This window comes from Kitasatospora sp. NPDC127060 (assembly GCF_042724935.1).
Classification (GTDB): Bacteria; Actinomycetota; Actinomycetes; order Streptomycetales; family Streptomycetaceae; genus Kitasatospora.
The window spans coordinates 1-18,333 of record NZ_JBHXEG010000124.1 but is presented as its reverse complement, the minus strand read 5'-3'; the positions used below and the strand labels follow the sequence as shown (position 1 = coordinate 18,333).

The window sequence follows — 18,333 nt, the reverse complement described above, 5'->3', positions numbered from 1 at the left end:
GGCGGAGCCGCTTGCCCGCTCGGTCGGACCGGACACCCTGGTCATCGCCGACCGCGGCTTCTGGAGCTCGGCGTTCTACCGCGACTTCCACGCGGGCAGCGGCCCGGCCGACCAACGAGGAGGTCGTCTCCCCGGTGATTGGAGAGACACGGAAGAGCGCAGAAACCATGGGCCCAGCCTCGCGGAGAACAGCGGAACCTGGAGGCAGTTCCACCTTCCCGGTCGCCCTCGACACCTGGCGGTTGTACGGCCAAGGGGTGTCGGTGGTCGGTCGTATGGTGCGGCGGGTGACGACGATTTCCGACTCGTATCCCGGTCTGCACGCGTCCGATGTGCTGCCGGAGCCGTGGGTGGTGTTGCGGGGTACGGACTGGCCTTCGCTGGGTACCGCGTACGGGACCGGGGAAGGGCTTGCCCGGGTACTGGCTCCGCTGCTGAACCCGGACCTGACCGTGGAGGAGACCGGGCGGGTGCTCAATGCGCTGGAGCCGGTGCAGCACCAGAACACGATCTACGAGGCGACCGCGCCGGTCGCGTTGTGTGTCGCGGCGGTCCTGGCCCGCCGCGCTGAGCACCACCGTGGGGCGGCGGACAAAGTCTGTGCTCTGCTGCTGGGCTGGCTGGCCGGTATCGCCTGGGACAGTGACGACGCCTGTGTTGCGGCCCATCAGCGGTACTCCGAGGAGGACTTCCTGCAGGGCTACCCGCCCATGGCGGCCGTGCGTGCCCTCAGGCCAGTGCTGTTCCAGGCGGTGGCTCCGTTCCTCGACGACCCCGACGCCACGGTCGCCGAGGAGGCGTTGTGCGCCGCTCTGGCGTTCGCCGAGCACCCGGGCCTGGCCGGGCAGCGCGACGGGCTGGCCGAGCGCGCCCGCCGTCTCCTGCTCACGTGCGATACGCGGTGGCGGCGCTGGCAGGCCCTTGACGTGTTGACTGCCTGGGGCCACGACACGACTGGTCTCGCCCGGCCCGGCGACGACGACCGCAGCCCGTACATCACCGGTCCGTCCTGGCCCGAGGGCGATGGGGACCCCGACAACCCGTCCTTCTGACAGGCGGACTGCGACTGTGCGCCGACCCGCTGGCCCAATGATCGGGGGGAGGGAGGTGGGTTCGGTGCTGGAGTTGACCGAGAAGGCCGGCCCGGATCGGCTTGAGTGCCCGCAGTGCGAACAGGACCGCGCCGTGAAGGACTTGGGCCCGCTGGTGCTGCCCGCCCCGACCAAACGCGAGCAGGTGGCCGCGCTGGTCTCCACCCCGGATGACCCGTGGTGGGAAGACCGGCTACTGCACGCCAAGCTCTACCCGGCGAAGGGCCGGCGGGTGTGACCTGTTGGCCGTGGTGGGCGTGAAATGGCCTCGCACGGCTGGTTGTCTGGACCTTTGGTTGTGCCTGTGGGGGTGTCGGGTGAGTGGTGTCGGGTGGCTGGTGTGGTGACTGTGTGTGGTGGTGGGTGGGGTCGGGGGGTCGGGTCGGGCCGGTTGGGGGGTCGGTCTGGTGTTGTGGGTTGTTTTCGGGGGTGAATTCCGCCGGGTATTCCGTCTGATTGTTTTGGTGGATTGGTTGTCGGTAGCGGTCTGAATTCGGGTCTCAATTGCGGTGGGCGGGGTGGTGGCGGGGTCGGTGTTCGGTTTGGTGGTCCGGGCTGGGTGGTGCCGTCCCGGGCCCGCCGTCCGGGTCGTCCCGGGCCTGCTGCGCCCTGGCTGGTGCTGCGCCGCCGGGGCGGTGCGCGGCCCCCGCGCCGTCCCGGGGGCCTGTTGTGTCTGCTCGGCTGCCGCCGTTCCGGGTCCGCCGTCCTGGCCGCGCCGCCGTCCGGGTCGCGCCGTTCGGGATGGGTGCCGCTGCCGGTCCCGGGTCCGGCGTGCTGCCCTGTCTGCCTCGCTGCGCCGCCGTCCGGGCCTCGCTGGCCGCTGTCCCGGGCTGTCCGTCGTCCCGCTGCGCCGCTGTCCCGGTTGGGCGGCTGGGTGGCCGTCAGGCCGCCCTGGAGAACGTCCGGGCGCTGTCCGGGAGTGCTCGGCTGGCCGACCGCCGGGTCGGGCTGTCCCGGCTCGTCCGCTGCGCTCGAGGTTCAGGCTGGGCGGTGTCCTGGATGCCTGCGGATGTCGGTGGTGTCGGGGAGGGTGTTGATCATGTTCAAGGGATGGTGGCATGTCCGGCCGGAGGAGGAGCGTCAGCAGTGGATGCTGGAGCCGTTCACGGCTGTGGGGCCGTTGCGTTTCGGGATGGACGCTGAGGAGGTGACGCAGGCTCTGCTCAGCGTTACCGAGGACGTAGAGCACCGCACGTGGTCCGGCGGGCGAGGCAACAACACGTGGAGGCCCTCGGAGGGCCGGTGCCGGGAGTTCGGCCTGCATCTCTACTACCTGTCGGCGTACTACCTGAGGTGCAGAGGTGCGTACGGACAGACGTGCAGAGCTGATGGCTTGTCAGGCTGGGTGTGACTCACGACCGGTAGATGGTCTCGCCGCCGTCCTGGTCTTCCAGTTCGACGGTGTAGGACAGTCCGAGAGTGGTGAATGCGGACAGGAGTTCGTCGATTCGTTCGGGAACCACGACGCCTCTGAATCGCACGGGTGTCGCCGGGAAGAGCTCCAGCTCGGCGTAGGCGTGCTCGACCTCGAACTCGGTCCAGCTGGATTTGCGCACCCGCCAGCCTGCCGCATAGAAGGCCTGGGCGACGTCCGGGGCGCTCAATGCCGAGTGGAGGAAGCCGCCGACGTTGTTGCCCAGGTCCAGGTCGTACCCGTCCTGGTCGAATCGCGGGCCGTCGGTGCCGCCGGAGGTGAACTGCATAGTGATGATTATGGGCAGCGGGCAGCGGGCAGGGACGGCGGGGCTGCGGGTTCGTCAGCCGACTGCGCTGGCGCCGCCTTCGATGGCGGTGAGTCGGTTCTTGAGGCGGTAGCTGGGGCCGTTGATGGCGATGATCTCGCAGTGGTGCAGGAGGCGGTCGAGGATGGCGGTGGCCAGGACCTCGTCGCTGAACACCTGTCCCCATTCACTGAAGCTCTTGTTCGAGGTCAGCAGGATGGAGCCCTTCTCATACCGCTTCGAGATCATCTGGAAGACGAGGTTCGCCTCGTCGCGCTCCAGGGGCAGGTAGCCGACCTCGTCGATCTATGCGGATATCCGCATAAAGCGATGAACTCGGATACATGGAACTCGACCGCCACGGCGCCGAACTGCTCTTCCAGGTCCTCACCGAACGCGAGGAGAAGAACAGCGTCGCCATCGCCTCCAACGAGTCCTTCGGCGGCTGGACCAAGACCTTCACCGACCCCCGCCTCTGCGCGGCCATCGTCGATCGCCTCACCTTCAACGGCACCATCATCGAGACCGGCACCGACTCCTACCGCCTCGCCAGCACCCGGGCACGGACCGAAACGCCCGCCAAGGTCGGCTGAACGCGTGAGTCTGCCCCGCCCGCGGCGGGGCAGACTCACGGCCGGACGCCAGACCGGCCGTGAGATCCTCTCCAGCATGTTCAAGAGCCAGCGCAGCAAGCGGTCTATCGCAAGCATCGAGGCCCACGTTCGCGGCTTCTTCACCGGCCACACGATCACGGTCGACGACTACGACCTGGGCCCCGGGCGGAGGGAAGCAGTTGCGGATCTGAGGATCCTCACCGTCAGCCCAGGACCCCGCGCCGACAGCTGGGCCTACATCACCGCCGGCTGCTGGTCCACGGCCGAGGCGGGCGGTCACGGCCTCGAATTCCTCCTCACCGCGCCGGTCCGCGATGAGCGGTTCGCTGACCTTCTGGCCATGACCGCCTACTACCACGCCGATCACCACCTCGATCTTGAGCACAGCCTGGCCATCGGGGAGCCGTGGCTACCCGGCTCCCACTGTGATCACCTGCTGATCAGCCTCCCCTACCTACACGGTCCCGGCCTGGAGCACTGCCCGCTTCCCGACGGCCATGCCCGCATCCTCTGGGTCCTACCGGTCACCGCAGCCGAGATGGCATACCGCCGCGAGCACGGCCACGAAGCCCTTGAACAGCTCTTCGACGAGCAGGCCATCGTCCCGACCGACCCGAGGCGGCCGTCTGTCGCCTGAGCCCCCGAGCACAGCATCGGCATGAGAGCCAGCCGGGGATGCCTCAACTGCCGTCAAATCTCGTGAACATGTTGAGGCACGGTGATCACCAACTGCTGCCCAAACTCATCGACAAACGCTGCCCGTTCGCGGGTTCTGGCTCAACTTCCGTGACCGGTAACGCTGGGTTATTCGGTTAGAGCTCGAAGAGCGGGTCTTCCTGAGGCTCAGGCTCGGGTGCGAGGACGGCGCGGATGCGGCTGACGGTCTGCCGCCACTTCGGTCCGTCCACTGTCTCGTCCCAGAGGTCGGCGAGCTCCGACTCCTTGGCAACCACGCGGTCGAGCGCCTCGACAGCGAGCGACCGAAGATCGATGGCGAAGATCGGAAGGGCTTCGTCGGGGCCGTAACTTGTGCTGATTGGTTCACCGCCCGGGCACTGGGCGGCGACGAGAGCGGCGGCGGCAACGGCCTCAGCCCCCTCAGGACTTTCTAGGTAGTCCCGGGTCTGGATGGTGCGGATCAGCGTCGTCCGGACCAGGGTCTCGCGCTCGTCCTCGGCGGCTTCGTCCAGAGCGTAGGCGAAGTCTGCGGCCATGTCGTTCTCGAACGGGCCGATGTCCCAGGTTCCCATGATGATCTCCTCGCGCCGCTGTGCGGCGATCATCGCAGCGGCCACCGACAAAGCTGTCATGAGGCCAGCAGGACCCGTTTCCGCAGGAGCGCGAAACCCGCGCGGCCGAACATCTGGCGCTTGAGCATCTTGATCCGGTTGACGTGGCCTTCGACAACGCCGGAGTTCCAGGGGAAGGTGAGTCCTGCCATGACGGCGTCCCAGTCGCGGTCGATGCCGGCGGCGAGAGTGTGGAGGCTGGGAAGGTCGTCCTGGCGGACCGCGTCGAGCCAAGCGGGGAGGCGCTCGCCCTGGCGCTCGGTGAGCATGACGGCGAACGAGCGGACGTGCCGGGTCAGGGCGTCAAGCTCGGGGCAGTGGGCCAGGAAGCTCTTGAGCCGGATCTGCTCGGCCTCGGACAGCGCCGTAGGCCGCCGGAGAATCCAACCGGCGACGGTGCGAGGCGATGGCGGCGGTGCGGTCACCGGCTGTGGCGAGGTGCGTTTGAGCCGGATGTAGGCCCGGACGCGCTGGTAGCTGCCCTTGTAGCCGAGCGGGATGATCTCCTCCCAGAGCTTCCAGGCGTTGGTGCAGCCCTCGCTCCAGCGGTCGTCGAGGTAGGGCTTGTAGTCGTCGAGGACAGACGGTCGGTTCTGCCACTGGCCTTGGAAGAGATCCTCCGGGGTCGCGGCGTCGGCCAGAGCCTTGACCGTGCGGTAAGTCATGCCGAGCTGCCGTTGGACGGCACGCCGACTGTGTCCCGCAGCCAGCAGGGCGTGCACCGCGGCGTGCCGGGCCCGGGTGCGGTCGGCGAACCGGAACCCCGTCGGCCAGGGCTGGTCCGCGTTCTCCTCCTGGAGTACGGGTTCGGTGGTAACGGCCGGACTTGGATCTGGAGTTACCGCGCGGAGGCACTGTCGGTGGCGGGTGACGGCCCGCTCGGCCGCCTCGCTGAGGTTGTGCCATAGGTGCCAGCGGTCCGCGACCTGGACGGCCTGCGGCGCTCCGGCGGTGGCGCCCTCGGCGAAGAACGGCGCGCGGTCACGGCAGACCACCTCGACGCCCGGCCGCTGGGCCAGCCAGGCCGCCAAGCTCGATGCCTCCCGGTCGGGCAGCAGGTCCACGGGCCGGCGGGTCTCGGCGTCGACCAGCACCGTCCCGTAGGCGCGGCCCTTGCGCGTCGCGTACTCGTCGACGCCCACCACCCGCGGGCTCGGCGGTTCCGGATCGGGGAGTTCCTCGACCATCCGCAGCACCGTGCTCCGGCTCACCGACACCCCGAACACCCCGGCCAGCCGGGCACCGGCCCGGCCGGCCATCGCCAGACCGACCGAGGCGAGCACCGCCCGCAGCCGTTCGGTCCACCGGCCGTGGCGCCGGGTCAACCCCGCGATCTGCTCGACGAATGTCCGCCTCGCGCACGACGAGCTGACGCACACGAAGCGCCGCACCCGCAGGCTCAGCCGCACCCGTCTCCCCCCGACCGGCCCGTCGACGGGAAATCGCAGGTAACAGCTGTGCACCCGGGTCGACCAGCCCCCGCACCCCGGGCAGCTGTAACCCGCCGCCGAAGACTGGACCCTCACGTTCACCGACTCGACGTCCACGTCGACCGACAGCACCGCGACACCCGCGACCGACGGAAACAGCAGCCCCTCCAAGCGGGGCACCAGATCGTCCACGGTCCCGCAGCGTCGGCCATCCCGGCCCGGCCGCTGGCGATTTTCAGGCAACCTCCCGCCGCCGACCGCACGGCCACATCGTCACTCACCGTGCACAGGTCACGGAAGTTGAGCCAGAACCACTTCACGTGAACGAAGCCACATGTCCGCTGTTCTTCTCCTTTGCCATCCGCCGCACCAGGTCATGCGTTCGCTGGCGTCCAGCATCGTCCGCTCGAAACGCAACAACACCGATTCCCCACCCTGGCCGTTGCCACCCAGCGGAAGGGGCGGAGCACGTGCACACGGTACGCCGACCGCCACGCCCACAGGCGGCGGATTCAGCAGCCCTTCGGATCCGGGCAAACCACCCTGTTTGCATACGCACCGAGTTGGTGGCCCGAGTCTCGGGACGTCCACCGACCGCCCGCACCGAAGGAAGCGAACATGACTGAGCAGACTCCCGCCCAGCAAGTAGTCGTCGCCATTCCCGACCTGGGGCTGAGCAAGACCGAACTCGCCGCCCTCCAGGAGAAGTTCCGGAACAACATCGTCGATTCCATGAAGGACAAGGACGCCCAGGCCAACGTCAAGGTGTCGGTCACCGTGTCGGTCGGCTTCTAGCCGCCCGACACGCAGGAAGTCCCCCAGGCCCCGCCGGGCGCACGCTGGCGGGGCCGCCTTCAGAAGGGATCGCAGAGTTGAGAGTGTGTCTGATCAGCCCGCCGACGGTGACGGAGTACGAGGACGCCTCCGTGGCCGAGAACCGAGCCATGCAGATGATCTCCGAAAACGCACCCCTGGGCGTTCTCAGCCTGGCTGCGGTGCTGGAGAAGGGAGGCAGGCAACCGCTCATCGTCGATCTCAACCGCTGGTACTACGACTTCCTCCGCCGGGAGCCCGACGGCGAGGAGCACGCCGACGAAGCACCGATGGAGTTCGCCGCTTTCGCCGCCGAGCGACTCGAGGCGCTGCCCGTCGACGTCTACGGATTCAGCACGATCTGCAGCAGTTATCCCCTGACCCTCCGCATTGCCGAGAGCGTCAAGCGGGCCAGGCCGGACTCGGTCATGGTCCTGGGCGGCCCGCAGGCCTCGGTGGTGGACGTGCCGTCGATGCGGGCGTTCCCCTTCGTCGACTACGTGGTGCGCGGCGAAGCAGAAGAGACATTGCCGCTGCTCCTGGACGCGCTCGACGCCGACGCTCCGACCACCGCAATCGCCGGCCTCACCTTCCGGGTCGGCGCCCAGGTGGAGCGGAACCCGAACGCACCGGTAGTCAAGGACCTGGACGCTCTGCCGACACCGGCGTTCCACCGCTACCCGTACATCGACCAGTGCCGCGACGTCTCGATCGAACTCGGTCGCGGCTGTCCGTTCGCCTGTGAGTTCTGCTCCACCAACGACTTCTTCCGGCGCCGCTTCCGCCTCAAGTCGCCAGGGCGGGTGCTCGACGAGATGCGGCAGGTGCGGCGGGAGTACGGGATCACCGCCTTCGACCTCGTCCACGACATGTTCACAGTGGACCGGCGCAAGGTCGTCGAGTTCTGCGAGACGCTGCTGGAGGCCGGCGAGAGCTTCCAGTGGTCCTGTAGTGCCCGCACCGACTGCGTCGATGACGAGCTCATCGCGCTGATGCACCGCGCGGGCTGCCGCGGCATCTTCTTCGGCATCGAGACCGGTTCCGCTCGGCTACAGAAGATCGTCAAGAAGCGGATCGACCTCCACGAGGCGATGGCGCGGCTCGAATGCGCCGATCGGCACGGCATCAAAACGGCGGCCTCTCTGATCACCGGCTTCCCGGAAGAGACCATGGAGGACCTGCGCGGGACCACCGCGTTCCTGATGGACGCGCTGCGCCTCGACCACGTCGAACCGCAGCTGCACCTCCTCGCGCCGCTGGCCGACACTCCGATCCAGCGCCGCTACGCCGACCAGCTCACGCTGGACGGGATCTATTCGGACATGTCCCACCAGGGCTGGCAGCAGAACGCCGAGGATCGGGAGATGATCGCGGCGCATCCGGAGGTCTTCCCCAACTTCTACACCGTACCCACCCCGTGGCTGGAGAAGTCCTACCTCAAGGAGCTCCGGGAGTTCATGCTCGTCGGGATCCGGCGCTTCCGGTGGCTGCTGATCGCGTTGCACCAGGACAGCGGCGACCTGCTGACCGTCTTCGACGCCTGGCGCGGGTGGCGACGTTTGCGCGGCGGTCGGGATTGGTCCTCCTCCTTCGACGTGTCCGCCTACTACGCGCACCCGGACTTCCCGGACGAGCTGTTCGAGTTCCTGGAGACCGACTACCTCACGCCAGCCACGAACCCCGCTCATTCAGGCATCCTGGAGATGGTCGGGCTCGAACGCGCGGTCCGTCTGCGGAAGCCGGCCGACGGGGCGCCGGGCGGCGGGTCCCCCGGCGCCGGGGTACCGCACATCCCCGCCAGCGTCTCGCTCCACCAGCTCGCGGTCGACTACGAGCAACTGATCGGCTGTCTGCGGAGGCGGGAGGGTATCGCCCGTCTGCCCGGTGGGACTTCGATTCTGGCCAGGATCACCAAGGACGACGGGGAGGCCGCCTACGTCTCCCTCAGCCAGTTGTCGGCCCGGCTGCTGGAGCTTTGCGACGGGGTCCGGTCGGTCGACGAGATCACCGAGACGTTCGCCCGTTCCGGTCCCGACACGGGAGGCGTGGACCCCAGGAAGGCAGGCCTCTTCGGGCTGGAGGTGCTTCGCCGGCAGGGGCTGGTCGGGGTGTGAGTACCCGCCAATGGCGACCTGCGCGGGTGGCTGACCTGCGTTGATCAGCTGGCCGGCACTTTCGTGGTGTGCACGATGCGCGGGCAGACCCGGCAGGCGTCGGCGCCGCCCTGGGCCCACCAGCGGCAGGTCGGACGGACGGCGCACGGCGGCGGCGCGAACTCGCCGCCCGCAGCGCGCTCGGCCCGCCCGAGTTCCGACACCGTGTCGCCGAGGGAGCAACGGTCTTCCGCCCACTGACGGCACGCCGACCCGACACACGGCCCGGCGAAGCGGAACCGGGCCTCGGGCGGGCGTAGGCCGGGGGCCGCCGCGCGCTCGGCGAACTCGGTGCTCACCGGCAGCGGCGGATGCAGTGCGGCGACGCTCCCGTCCGGCCGGACGATGCCGAGCAGCAGGTGGCCGGGGGCGCAGGAGCTGCTGGGGCAGGTCGCCCCGCCCCCGGCGTCCACCTGGGCTCCTTCTCCGGCCACTACGCCTCCCGGTCGAAGATGATCCCGAGGAACGGCAGACCGATCAGCGCGTCGCCCGGCTTTCCGGGCTTGGGGGCCGCCTCGGCGGGGGACACCTCGCGCAGCGGGGGCGCGAGGTCGAGTTCGGCGACCTCGTCGAGAACCGTCCGCCGCACGGCGTCCGCGATCCGCTCCATCGTCTTCGCCGGCAGGTCACCGTGGACGGTGACTCGCAGTCCTTCCTTGGCCATGCGTACTTCCTCTCCCGGATCCGTCGCCGGTTCCGTCTCTCGGGGACCCAGCCGCCGATCGGTGGGCCCACCGACGACGCTGCCACCGACACTGCGGGCCCGCGAACGCGGTTGGCCGACTGGAGTGAGCGGGTGCCGACCGATCACCGGTCGGGCAGAGAGTCAACACTTATCCCCGGTACACCCCCGCAAGGCGAGGCTCAGGTGACGAGCGATCATCGGATGGGGAATCCGAGCATCGCGGCCCGTGTTGTGCGCGCCCACGAGCTCGACCTCGCCGAGGACCACCGCGCCACCGCGGTCGACGAAGTGACGCTCTCGCTCCCCAACGGCCTCCAGACGCTGAGGAGAGGAGACAACACAGCCCCTAGCAGGTCGCTGTGGCCGCCGGAGCCGTACTTGCTCGACGGTGCCAAGCGGGCCGTCGAGGACCCAGGGGCCGCTGCCGACCCACGGCTGACCGCGCGCAGCCGGCCGTCGTGGCCGGGGCGGGAGAGGACGGCGGCCTGGGTGGCGGCTGTGCTGCCGGTGATGCCGGTGATCACGGCGTCCACGGGGTGGCGGCGGTGCCATTTGGTCCTTAACTGCACCAACGCGCTGAGATCAAGCACCGGCGCTGGCGCAGGTCTGTCAGATCCCTACGGCATGCTCGGCAGCATGGACGAAGACGCCTTCTGGCAGCTCATCGAGGACTGCAGGCAGGACACCGCCGACCTGGGCCCTACCGCCTGCGGTGTCACCGCAGGCGGATAGCCTCCGGCGGGAACGGGCGACCGATGGGAGCGGGCATGGACATCGAGGAGATGCTGGATCGACTCGGCGTGGTGATCGGGCCGCCGCCTGCGGGCGGGGTGGTCCCGGTCCCGTGGGAGCTCGCACCCGCGGCGATCGGGTTCCAGCTGCCCGCGGACTACCGGGCGTTCGCCGACCGGTACGGGTCGGTCAGCGTCATGGGAGAACTGCACATCTATACACCGACGGACGCCCCCAGTCTCCACCCCGCGGTGCCGTCCGGCTTCGAGGGGTTCCTGCACGACACGACGGAGCCCTACGGATACTGTGCCTGGTTGGCCGAGCGCTACCAGGACGGGGACTACAGGGAGTGCCCTTATCCGCTGTTCCCGGCCGACGGCGGCCTGCTGAAGTGGGGCAACAACTACAGCTCTGACCACTTCTTCTGGCTGATGCGGGGCCCGGATCCGGACCGGTGGCCGGTGGCCGCCAGGTTCCACTCGATGTGGGAATGGGACGTGTTCGAGGGCGGTTTCCTGGAGTTCCTGCTGGCGGCGGTGACGGAGCAGTACCCGTACCACGAGGACGTTGTTCCCCGTGTGACGAAGGAGGTCGGTGATGGCCGTGCTTATCGCTTCAACGGTGACTGGTCGAGGAGCGTTCGGAAGTGAGCCCGCGAGCACGGTCAACGGGCGGCTCCAGGCGGCTTCGGTTCGGTGGCCTGGTCGGCCGTGTCATACCGATCGCGGTAGTTCGATTGGGCCAGCTCGGTCGGGTGATCTTGCCGCGTGCCGAGCATGAAGACAGGGTCTCTGGTGCAGCTCGGGGTTGTCGAGACCTTAAGCACGCCAGGAGTCTCAATGACGGAGTCAAGCCGTCTGCGCCGCGAGCTGACCGAGGTCCTCACCTCGCTGGAAGAGGGCGTAAAGCTGCTGCCGGGCATCGCCTCCCAGATGCGTACGCACGCACGGGCCGCCAACATTGACCAGCCATTGTCCGAGGCCCGCGCCCAGCAGGCCGCGCTGCAGGTGACCGCGCTGCTTCCGCAACTGCGGGAGGTCCCCGAGACGCTCCTGGCCCTCGGCAACCGCGAGTCCTGACAGGCGCCATACGGCCACCGTCGCCCCCTGGGGGGTGTGACGGTGGCCGTCGTGCTCCAAGCTGTGGATCTGGGTCTCGTTGTCGGCGGCCTGGGGCTACGGTTGCGCGGGTGAACGATGCGCAATTGCTTGAAGCGGGCGAAGACCTGGCCGGGTGCTGACGGATCAGAGCGAGCTGGAGCTGACCGAGAAGGCCGGACCGGATCGGCTGTAGTGCTCGCAGTGCGCGGCCGACCGGGAGGTGGAGGAGCTGGGCCCGTTGGTGCTGCCGGTCCCGTCCAAGCGGGAGCTGGTGGCCGCGCTGGTGTCTGCTCCGGAGGTTCCCGTGGTGGGAGGACCGCGTGCTTCGCGCGAAGCTCTACCCGGCGAGGGGCCGCAGGGTGTGACGTGTTCGTCTGCCCGTCGTGCGGGCCTGCCCTGCTGGGGCCGGGGGCCTGCCCTGCTGGGGCCGGGGGCGTCCCCGCCCCTGGGCTAGCATGGCGCGGCAGCGGACCGAGGGGGAGCGGATGGCCGATTGGGACGGCGTGGCGGAGCGGGGCGTCTACAAGGACGTTCACCAGGCCGAGCGGGACCAGCTGTCCGATGCGGCGCACAGGGGCGACTGGCCGGCCGTGCTGGCCGCCGTCACGAAGTCGCCCGGCCTGGCCAACACCCGCCGCGTCGGCGGCCGCGGCGGTTGGGCGCCGCTGCACCAGGCCGCCTGGCACGACGCCCCGGCCGAGGTCGTCCAGCAGCTGTTGGACGCCGGCTCCTGGCGTACCCTGCGTTCGACGGACGGGGAGCGCCCCGCCGACGTCGCCGTTCGGCTCGGCCGTGACGCCCTGCTGCCACTGCTGGAACCGGCGCCCCTGCACCCGGTGCCGGAGCCGGACCTGCGGGCGATGGAGCACTTCCTGCACGCGCTGATCCGGGTCCGCACCGAGTACTACGCCGTCAAGACGGCGCTGGTCCTCCCGCAGGTCTGCGTCCTGACCGAACTGTCCGACGCCAAGCTGTGGTTCGGCGTGCCCGGCATGTACGGCGGCTTCGGCATCCGCCTGGAGGAAGCCGGGACCGCGCCCCGCCTCAGGGTGACCAGTCACTGCCGGATGGTCGGCTATTCAGGCCGCACCCACCACATCACCCCGGACAGCTGCGTGCTGGTCGACTCCGGCTGGTAGCCGGCCAGGCATTCCGTCCCGAGGTTCCACCGGACCCGCCGCCCGTGCGGCGAACGCCGCGCTGCGCCCGTGCTGGACGTGCCGGGGCTCGATCGGGGGGAAGGAGGGCTCGAAGCTGGAGCTACGGGAGAAGGCTGGCCCGGACCGGCTGGAGTGCCCCGAGTGCGTACAGGCTCGCGCCGCAAAGGACTTGGGCCCGCTGGTGCTGCCGGTCCCGACGAAGCGCGAGCTGGTGGCCGCGCTGGTCTCCGCTCAGGACGATCTGTGGTGGGAGGACCGCGTGCTGCAGGCGAGGGGCCGTCGGGTATGACCTGTTGGCCGGTGTGGGCGTGGAATGGCCGCTCATGCCGGGTTGTCTGGACCTTTAGTTGTGTCTGTCGGGGTGGTGGTGGGGTGGGTGTTCGGGGCGGGGGTTGGTGACTGTGTGTGGTAGTGGGTGGGGGTTGGGGGTCGGGTCGGCCTGCTTGGGGGTTGGCCTGGTGTTGTGGGTTGTTTTCGGGGGTGAATTCCGCCAGGTATTTCCGCCCGGTTGTTTTGGCGGATTGGTTGCTGGTGGTGGTCTGAATTCGGGTTGGAATTGCGGGGTGGGGGTGTGGCGGCGGGGGTGGGCGTTCGGTTTGGTGGGGGTCGGGCCCCGCGCCGTCCGGGCCTGCCGCGCCCGACTCCGGTTGCCGCCGTCCAGGCCGTGGCCGTTGTTCGGGCCGGGCCCGCCGTCCCCGGTGGCCGTGCCCGTGCCCGCCTCGCTGCGCCGCCGTCCCGGGCCTGCTGTGCCTGGCTGGTGCTGCGCCGCCGTCCCGGGCCCGCTGTGCCTCGCTCCGGCCTGCTGCGCCGCCGTGCGCCGCTGTCCCGGCCGTCGTTCGGAGTTATGGGGGTTGTGTCATTGGGGTGCTGTTTTCCCTGGTGGCGGGGTGTTCTGTGGGCCTGTGAGGCCTGTGGGGCGGCCGTTGCGCCGTCGCCCGCCTCGGCGTCGTTGCGGCCGTCGCCTCGGCCTGCTGTGCCCTGTTTCTCTGGGCCTGGTGTGGGCGGCCGGGGCCGTCGTTGTCCTGGCCGGGAACCGTCGTCCTGGCCATCCCTGTTTCCGGGTGCGTCAGTGCCCCTGACGTCGGCGCCGGCGACGTGTGAGGCCTTCACGTAGACGGTTCACGCCGGTCAGGATGGGGGGGAGGAACGGTATGGCTACCACCAGCAGGCACTGGGCGGTCGCCGCGACCGGTAGGTGCAACAGAAACAGTCCGTAGGCGCACCCCAGGGGCAGGGCGAACGACACCACGACCATCGCACTGGCGGCTCGCTTCAGGCTGGTTGTGTCCCTACCTGCTTTGTCCGCCGCCCAGCCCTTGAGACCGATGGCGAAAAAGGCGAGGACTAGTGCCTCCACCTCCACGGTGGTCAGCACCACGGCCACGAGAATGTCGACGACTAACTGAGGCATCCGGTCATTCTCACGCGGATCCCCCGGGCCGTCCTGAGTACGGATACTCAAGTCCGCAGCTTGCTGCACACCCCTGACTGCAGCCCGCCTTGGAGGATGTCCGGGAGGCCGTCGCGGCGCTGTTCTGGTGGTGGGTGGGGGCTGTCGCGTTGCCTGCCGCGTGCTGCTGTCGCGGTGGGGTGCTGTCGCGTGTTGTGACGTGGGCGGATACCCCTGTTCCCCTGTGTGTGGTGGGGGGCGCGACAGGGTGCCGGAGGGTGGGACCGCGGCTGCTGCTCGGTGGTGGCCGCCTCCGGGTCGACGACCGCCAGGCGCTGGCGGTCCGGGCCGCCGTCCGGGGCGCGCTGTCCTGGGCGGCGGGGTACGGCCGGGCGGTGGCTGCCGGGAAGGCCGGCCTTGTCGGCAGCCTTGCCGGACGGTCTGGTCCTGGTGGTGGTGTTCGGCGGCCGGGTGGTGGCCGACCGCAACGCGGGGTGCGACGCGGTGTTGCGCGGGGGTGCAACGCGGGGCTGTGTTGCGGGTCTGACCTGGTGTTATGTGGCTGTGGGCGGGGGTGGGTGGGTGTGTTGCACCTCGTGTTGTGCCGGGCTGCGCCGGTTGGCCGGCCTCGGCGGCCCGCTGCCGCCCGGCCCGGGCCGCGCCCGCCGGTCCGTTGCCCGGGCCCTGGTCGCCGTCCTGGTCGGCCGCCAGGCCGTCCCGCTGCACCCGGTGGGACCCCGTCCAGGGCCCGGGTGGGCCCTCGTGACTTTGCCAGCAGCAAGGCCGAAAGTGGAGGTGCGGGGGCTGCGGCGAACGAGATGATCATCATGGAATACAGCCGGAGCGAAGTCATTGCCACACTGCAGAGAGCCGGATACTCGGAGGAAGCGGAGGAAGCGCTGCACGAGCTGCCCGACCCCGTAGATCTGGACCTCCTCCTGGCCTGGGGCCAGGAACACGGAATAACCAGAGACGGGCTCATCAGCCGGATGGGCGGCAGCCCCTGAGCACGGAGTCAACCGATGTAGGGCCGCACCCGCTCGGGCTTGTTGCGGTGCCGTGTTGTTTGAATTCGAGTTGGAATTGTGGTGGCGGGGGTCGGTGTTCGGTTTCGTCCGGCGTGGGGCCGCGGGGCCCCGCGCTGTCCGGGCCTGCTGCGCCCTGCTCGGTCGCTGCCGTCCAGGCCTGGGTGCCGCCGTCTCGGGCCCGCCGTCCAGGCCGTGCGCGTGCCCTGGCCTGCCTCGCCCGCCCGTCGTCTTGGGCGCCGTCCCGGGGCCCCGGGACGGCGAGGAGGCGTGGTGGGGGCTGCAAGCCCGTCCCTGGAAAACACGCCGGGTTGGGCGTCAGCCCAGTTCCTGCGGGACTCGGTGGGGCATTGACAGGCGGCTGTTGGTCAAGCCGCCTGAAGGCGGAAGGATCAGCGGACACACGAACCGATCAGGGGGATGCATGCGTTCACGACACCGCTGGGTGATAGCCGCCTGTGCTGCAGTGCTGCTCGCGGGCTGTGCCTCGACGCCGTCGCCGCGGGAGGGCGCCCGCCTCTCACCCGAGGCTCGCGGCTACCTCATCGAGGCCCTGGACCTCATGCAGCAGCAGTCGCTGCGCAGGGCCGAGGTGGACTGGAAGGCCGTCCGTGCCCGGGCCTTCGACCGCGCCGGCGATGCTCGCACTCCGGCCGAGACGTATCCCGCCATCGAAGGCGCCCTGGTCGCACTCGGCGACCACCACAGTCGCTTCTTTCCACCCGCCCGGGCCGGCGAGGTCTATGGCGACCCCGACGTCGTCAACGCACCAACGGCGCGCCAACTCCCCAACCGGATCGGCTACCTGGTCCTTCCCCCGGTGAACGGCTCTGACCGCACTTACTCCGAGTACGTCCGCCAGGGTCGCATTGCGGCCGCCGAGACGGACCGGGCGGGCGCCTGCGGGTGGGTGGTGGATCTGCGTGATGAGACCGGCGGCGGGATGTGGGCGCCGCTCGCGGTGGCGGCGCCGATCCTCGGGGACGGCCCGGCCGGCGGCTTCGTCACCCCGGACGGCAAGCGGGCCGTGTGGTCGATCCGCGGCGGTGTGCCCTACCTGGACGACACCCCGCAGGCCTCCGCCGAGGGCGTCACCGCGCTCGCTGTCCCCAACCCGCCGATCGCCGTGCTCACCTCCCGCAGGACCGGCAGCGCGGGCGAGGCAGTCACCATTGCGTTCATCGGCCGGCCGGCCACCCGAAGCTTCGGCCAGCAGACCTTCGGGGTGCCCACCGGCAACGACCCCCACCGACTGTCCGACGGCGCCGTCATCGTCCTCACCGAAGCCGCCGAGACGGACCGCACCGGCCACGTCCATGACGGCCCGATCCGCCCCGACAGGGAGATCTACACTCCTGCCCGCGAGGGCACCGATCCCACCCTGGACGCCGCCAGCGACTGGTTGTCGACCCAACCCGCCTGCAAGAGCTAGTGGTGGCGCCGTCCTGGCCTTCGTACCGCCCCGCTGCGCCCTGGCCGTCGACGGCTGGTCTGGTTGGTCAGGGGTGGGGTGTGGGGTTGAGGAGGGGGTGGAGGTGGTTGGGGAGGTCGGGGTGGTCGCGCCAGGGGGTGGCGAGGGCTTGGAGGGCGGCCCAGGTGGCGTGGGCGGCTGCGTCTGGCTGGTCTTGGTCGAGGTGGTGCCACAGTGCCTGGTAGAGGTGCCGGGAGGTGGCGAAGACCGCGTTCACGGCGTTGCTGACGACGGCGCGCTGTTCGTCCCGTAGTGGGTGAGGTGTGCCCGGGATACGGATGACGGGGCCGAGGGCGGCGTAGGCCTGGCCGTCGATGAAGTTGTGCAGGTCCCTCAGCTGCTGCCGTGTCGGCAGCGACGGCTCAGGTATGGCGGGAGAGGTCACCAGGGCACGTTACCGGCCTCCTCGGGCCCGCTGCCGCCTGCCCGCGTTGCCCGGTGCCGCGCCCGGCTGCTGGGCCCTGGCCGCTGTCCTGGTCGGCCGCCAGGCCGTCCTGCTGCGCCTGTCTCGGCCGTCCGGTCGCTGTGCCCGTGCCCGCCCCTGGCTGCCCGGTGCCGCGCCCCGCTGCGCCTCGCCCTGGCGCCCTGGCCGCCGTCCTGGTCCGGTGTTCGGTTTGGTGTCGCTGCTCCGGGAATTGCCCGGGTGACGCTGGGCGGGATTTCCTGGGCGGTCTTGAAGGGCGGTCTCCGTGTCGGCGTGGAGGGCCGCAGGCCCCTTTCCGGCGCGCCTGAATCCGATTTCTCGGCGCTGCGCCACGAAAGGGTTTCTGATTGCGGCCAGAAAGGGAACGGAAGGGAATTCTTATTCTCGCTGAGAGTGCGGCCGGATAGGGCCGGGATGGACGGTTGCCGCGAGGTTGCCTGTTCGCCCCCAGTGCCCGCAAGGGAACCGGTAGGATAGAGCTGTGCGGAAGCCGGTGAAACGCTCCCGGATACGCTTCGTATTCCGGTCCGGAGTCTGCGGTTGAGGGCCCGTCATCCACCGCCGCGCGGGGCGTCCGTGAGGGCCCGCCACCGAGGCAGGGGAGACCGAGCCGGACCGGTGGCCCGGAGGTTGCTCCCGAGGGCCGCAGGCCCCGCCCCAGGGACGCCCGGATGGGCAGCCAGCCCAGCAATCAGGCGGCGGACCGGTCACCAGCCGGGACCGGGGAGGGGCTCCCGAGGGTGGGGTTGTGACTGATACCGGAAGTCCGCGACACATCGTCAACGCCGAGGGCCGCAGGCCCCGGCCGGCACCCCCGCCCGTCCGGAGGGATGGCCTACTACCCGAATTTCGCGTCACATCGTCAACGCTCACCCCCGGGCGCAGCCCGGGAAACACTGCCAGCCAATCGGCCCGTAGGGCCGTGAAAACACCAGCCCGACAAGACCGGAAAGCCGACCGATTGACGGGCCGTAGGCCCGGGAAAAAGCCACCGGAAAGGCGGAGCGCAGCGACGCCACACGCCCACCCCAACGGCGCGTGCCGCGCCCACGAATTCGCCGCAGGCGAATTCCCCCAACCACCCACTCGCCCGCCGAGGCGCAGCCGAGGCCAACGCCACGCACGGTGACGGCGCAGCCGTCACCCCCGGCTGACGCCGCGTCAGCGGCGCCCCGGCCGCCAGGCCGGGGGTAAGGCCCTTTAGGGCCGGTCTGTTGTTACCAAATCCCAGGCCC

At 69.9% G+C, this 18,333-nt stretch carries 19 protein-coding genes and 2 pseudogenes; 13 read left to right on the top strand and 8 right to left on the bottom strand.

The genetic code is table 11. The features are described from left to right. The first annotated feature begins 287 nt into the window (after nt 1–287). The 3 genes from ACFWIS_RS38460 to ACFWIS_RS38450 all read left to right on the top strand — a co-directional run bounded on the left by ACFWIS_RS38460 (nt 288) and on the right by ACFWIS_RS38450 (nt 2,442). Nucleotides 288–1,052, top strand: coding sequence for a hypothetical protein (locus tag ACFWIS_RS38460; protein ID WP_380454439.1), 765 nt, complete (start codon nt 288–290; stop codon nt 1,050–1,052). A gap of 64 nt (nt 1,053–1,116) precedes the next feature. Next, nucleotides 1,117–1,329 (top strand): hypothetical protein, encoded by a 213-nt coding sequence (locus ACFWIS_RS38455; RefSeq protein WP_380454399.1) that lies wholly within the window; start codon nt 1,117–1,119, stop codon nt 1,327–1,329. 771 nt (nt 1,330–2,100) lie between these two features. Continuing rightward, entirely contained in the window at nt 2,101–2,442 is a 342-nt protein-coding gene (locus ACFWIS_RS38450) for a hypothetical protein (protein WP_380454401.1), read from the top strand. A gap of 1 nt (nt 2,443) precedes the next feature. Here ACFWIS_RS38450 and ACFWIS_RS38445 read toward each other — a convergent pair whose 3' ends face one another. After that, nucleotides 2,444–2,794: a hypothetical protein gene (locus tag ACFWIS_RS38445; RefSeq protein WP_380454403.1), complete on the bottom strand. Its 351-nt coding sequence runs from the start codon at nt 2,792–2,794 to the stop codon at nt 2,444–2,446. Between the two features lie 54 nt (nt 2,795–2,848). After that, nucleotides 2,849–3,118 (bottom strand): annotated as a pseudogene (locus ACFWIS_RS38440) (ATP-binding protein); the annotation flags it as partial. Nucleotides 3,119–3,141: 23 nt separating this feature from the next. Here ACFWIS_RS38440 and ACFWIS_RS38435 point away from each other — a divergent pair. Beyond that, a pseudogene (locus ACFWIS_RS38435) lies at nt 3,142–3,405 on the top strand (ATP-binding protein); the annotation flags it as partial. A gap of 76 nt (nt 3,406–3,481) precedes the next feature. After that, nucleotides 3,482–4,063 carry a suppressor of fused domain protein gene (locus ACFWIS_RS38430; RefSeq protein WP_380454405.1) on the top strand — a complete coding sequence of 194 codons (582 nt, stop codon included), beginning with the start codon at nt 3,482–3,484 and terminating at the stop codon, nt 4,061–4,063. Nucleotides 4,064–4,238: 175 nt separating this feature from the next. Here the strand turns inward: ACFWIS_RS38430 and ACFWIS_RS38425 are convergent, their stop codons facing one another. Then, entirely contained in the window at nt 4,239–4,721 is a 483-nt protein-coding gene (locus tag ACFWIS_RS38425) for a DUF4259 domain-containing protein (RefSeq protein WP_380454407.1), read from the bottom strand. An 11-nt stretch (nt 4,722–4,732) separates the two neighbouring features. After that, nucleotides 4,733–6,262 (bottom strand): ISL3 family transposase, encoded by a 1,530-nt coding sequence (locus tag ACFWIS_RS38420; protein WP_380524259.1) that lies wholly within the window; start codon nt 6,260–6,262, stop codon nt 4,733–4,735. A 501-nt stretch (nt 6,263–6,763) separates the two neighbouring features. Here ACFWIS_RS38420 and ACFWIS_RS38415 point away from each other — a divergent pair. Together ACFWIS_RS38415 and ACFWIS_RS38410 are read left to right on the top strand one after the other, a co-directional pair. Beyond that, nucleotides 6,764–6,940, top strand: a complete 177-nt coding sequence (locus tag ACFWIS_RS38415) for a hypothetical protein (protein ID WP_380454410.1) — start codon at nt 6,764–6,766, stop codon at nt 6,938–6,940. Nucleotides 6,941–7,071: 131 nt separating this feature from the next. Beyond that, complete coding sequence (locus ACFWIS_RS38410; RefSeq protein ID WP_380454412.1) at nt 7,072–9,072, top strand: B12-binding domain-containing radical SAM protein; 2,001 nt, start codon at nt 7,072–7,074, stop codon at nt 9,070–9,072. Nucleotides 9,073–9,116: 44 nt separating this feature from the next. On the opposite strand, the gene ACFWIS_RS38405 is transcribed toward ACFWIS_RS38410, so the two are convergent. After that, nucleotides 9,117–9,524: a hypothetical protein gene (locus ACFWIS_RS38405; RefSeq protein WP_380454414.1), complete on the bottom strand. Its 408-nt coding sequence runs from the start codon at nt 9,522–9,524 to the stop codon at nt 9,117–9,119. A 20-nt stretch (nt 9,525–9,544) separates the two neighbouring features. Beyond that, nucleotides 9,545–9,775, bottom strand: a complete 231-nt coding sequence (locus ACFWIS_RS38400; protein WP_380454415.1) for a hypothetical protein — start codon at nt 9,773–9,775, stop codon at nt 9,545–9,547. 204 nt (nt 9,776–9,979) lie between these two features. On the opposite strand from ACFWIS_RS38400, the gene ACFWIS_RS38395 reads away from it, so the two are divergent. The 4 genes from ACFWIS_RS38395 to ACFWIS_RS38380 all read left to right on the top strand — a co-directional run bounded on the left by ACFWIS_RS38395 (nt 9,980) and on the right by ACFWIS_RS38380 (nt 12,767). Continuing rightward, complete coding sequence (locus ACFWIS_RS38395; protein WP_380454417.1) at nt 9,980–10,528, top strand: hypothetical protein; 549 nt, start codon at nt 9,980–9,982, stop codon at nt 10,526–10,528. A gap of 35 nt (nt 10,529–10,563) precedes the next feature. Then, entirely contained in the window at nt 10,564–11,178 is a 615-nt protein-coding gene (locus ACFWIS_RS38390) for a hypothetical protein (protein ID WP_380454419.1), read from the top strand. A 189-nt stretch (nt 11,179–11,367) separates the two neighbouring features. Then, on the top strand, nt 11,368–11,607 hold the full coding sequence (locus ACFWIS_RS38385) for a hypothetical protein (protein WP_380454421.1): 240 nt from the start codon (nt 11,368–11,370) through the stop codon (nt 11,605–11,607). Nucleotides 11,608–12,113: 506 nt separating this feature from the next. Then, nucleotides 12,114–12,767 carry an ankyrin repeat domain-containing protein gene (locus ACFWIS_RS38380; RefSeq protein WP_380454423.1) on the top strand — a complete coding sequence of 218 codons (654 nt, stop codon included), beginning with the start codon at nt 12,114–12,116 and terminating at the stop codon, nt 12,765–12,767. A 1,087-nt stretch (nt 12,768–13,854) separates the two neighbouring features. Here the strand turns inward: ACFWIS_RS38380 and ACFWIS_RS38375 are convergent. Next, nucleotides 13,855–14,199: a hypothetical protein gene (locus ACFWIS_RS38375; RefSeq protein WP_380454425.1), complete on the bottom strand. Its 345-nt coding sequence runs from the start codon at nt 14,197–14,199 to the stop codon at nt 13,855–13,857. A gap of 797 nt (nt 14,200–14,996) precedes the next feature. On the opposite strand from ACFWIS_RS38375, the gene ACFWIS_RS38370 reads away from it, so the two are divergent. Together ACFWIS_RS38370 and ACFWIS_RS38365 are read left to right on the top strand one after the other, a co-directional pair. Beyond that, the gene (locus ACFWIS_RS38370; RefSeq protein ID WP_380454427.1) at nt 14,997–15,185 is read left to right on the top strand and encodes a hypothetical protein; all 189 of its coding nucleotides are present in this window, start codon (nt 14,997–14,999) and stop codon (nt 15,183–15,185) included. Nucleotides 15,186–15,627: 442 nt separating this feature from the next. Then, entirely contained in the window at nt 15,628–16,635 is a 1,008-nt protein-coding gene (locus ACFWIS_RS38365; protein ID WP_380454429.1) for a S41 family peptidase, read from the top strand. A 67-nt stretch (nt 16,636–16,702) separates the two neighbouring features. On the opposite strand, the gene ACFWIS_RS38360 is transcribed toward ACFWIS_RS38365, so the two are convergent. After that, complete coding sequence (locus ACFWIS_RS38360; protein WP_380454431.1) at nt 16,703–17,059, bottom strand: hypothetical protein; 357 nt, start codon at nt 17,057–17,059, stop codon at nt 16,703–16,705. Nucleotides 17,060–18,333 lie beyond the last annotated feature (1,274 nt).

Bases quoted from the DNA above. Each gene is read 5' to 3' on its own strand.
- ACFWIS_RS38450 (WP_380454401.1), top strand. From the start codon at position 2,101: ATGTCGGTGGTGTCGGGGAGGGTGTTGATCATGTTCAAGGGATGGTGG.
- ACFWIS_RS38445 (WP_380454403.1), bottom strand. From the start codon at position 2,794: ATGCAGTTCACCTCCGGCGGCACCGACGGCCCGCGATTCGACCAGGAC.
- ACFWIS_RS38430 (WP_380454405.1), top strand. From the start codon at position 3,482: ATGTTCAAGAGCCAGCGCAGCAAGCGGTCTATCGCAAGCATCGAGGCC.
- ACFWIS_RS38415 (WP_380454410.1), top strand. From the start codon at position 6,764: ATGACTGAGCAGACTCCCGCCCAGCAAGTAGTCGTCGCCATTCCCGAC.
- ACFWIS_RS38400 (WP_380454415.1), bottom strand. From the start codon at position 9,775: ATGGCCAAGGAAGGACTGCGAGTCACCGTCCACGGTGACCTGCCGGCG.
- ACFWIS_RS38390 (WP_380454419.1), top strand. From the start codon at position 10,564: ATGGACATCGAGGAGATGCTGGATCGACTCGGCGTGGTGATCGGGCCG.
- ACFWIS_RS38385 (WP_380454421.1), top strand. From the start codon at position 11,368: ATGACGGAGTCAAGCCGTCTGCGCCGCGAGCTGACCGAGGTCCTCACC.
- ACFWIS_RS38380 (WP_380454423.1), top strand. From the start codon at position 12,114: ATGGCCGATTGGGACGGCGTGGCGGAGCGGGGCGTCTACAAGGACGTT.
- ACFWIS_RS38375 (WP_380454425.1), bottom strand. From the start codon at position 14,199: ATGCCTCAGTTAGTCGTCGACATTCTCGTGGCCGTGGTGCTGACCACC.
- ACFWIS_RS38370 (WP_380454427.1), top strand. From the start codon at position 14,997: ATGATCATCATGGAATACAGCCGGAGCGAAGTCATTGCCACACTGCAG.
- ACFWIS_RS38365 (WP_380454429.1), top strand. From the start codon at position 15,628: ATGCGTTCACGACACCGCTGGGTGATAGCCGCCTGTGCTGCAGTGCTG.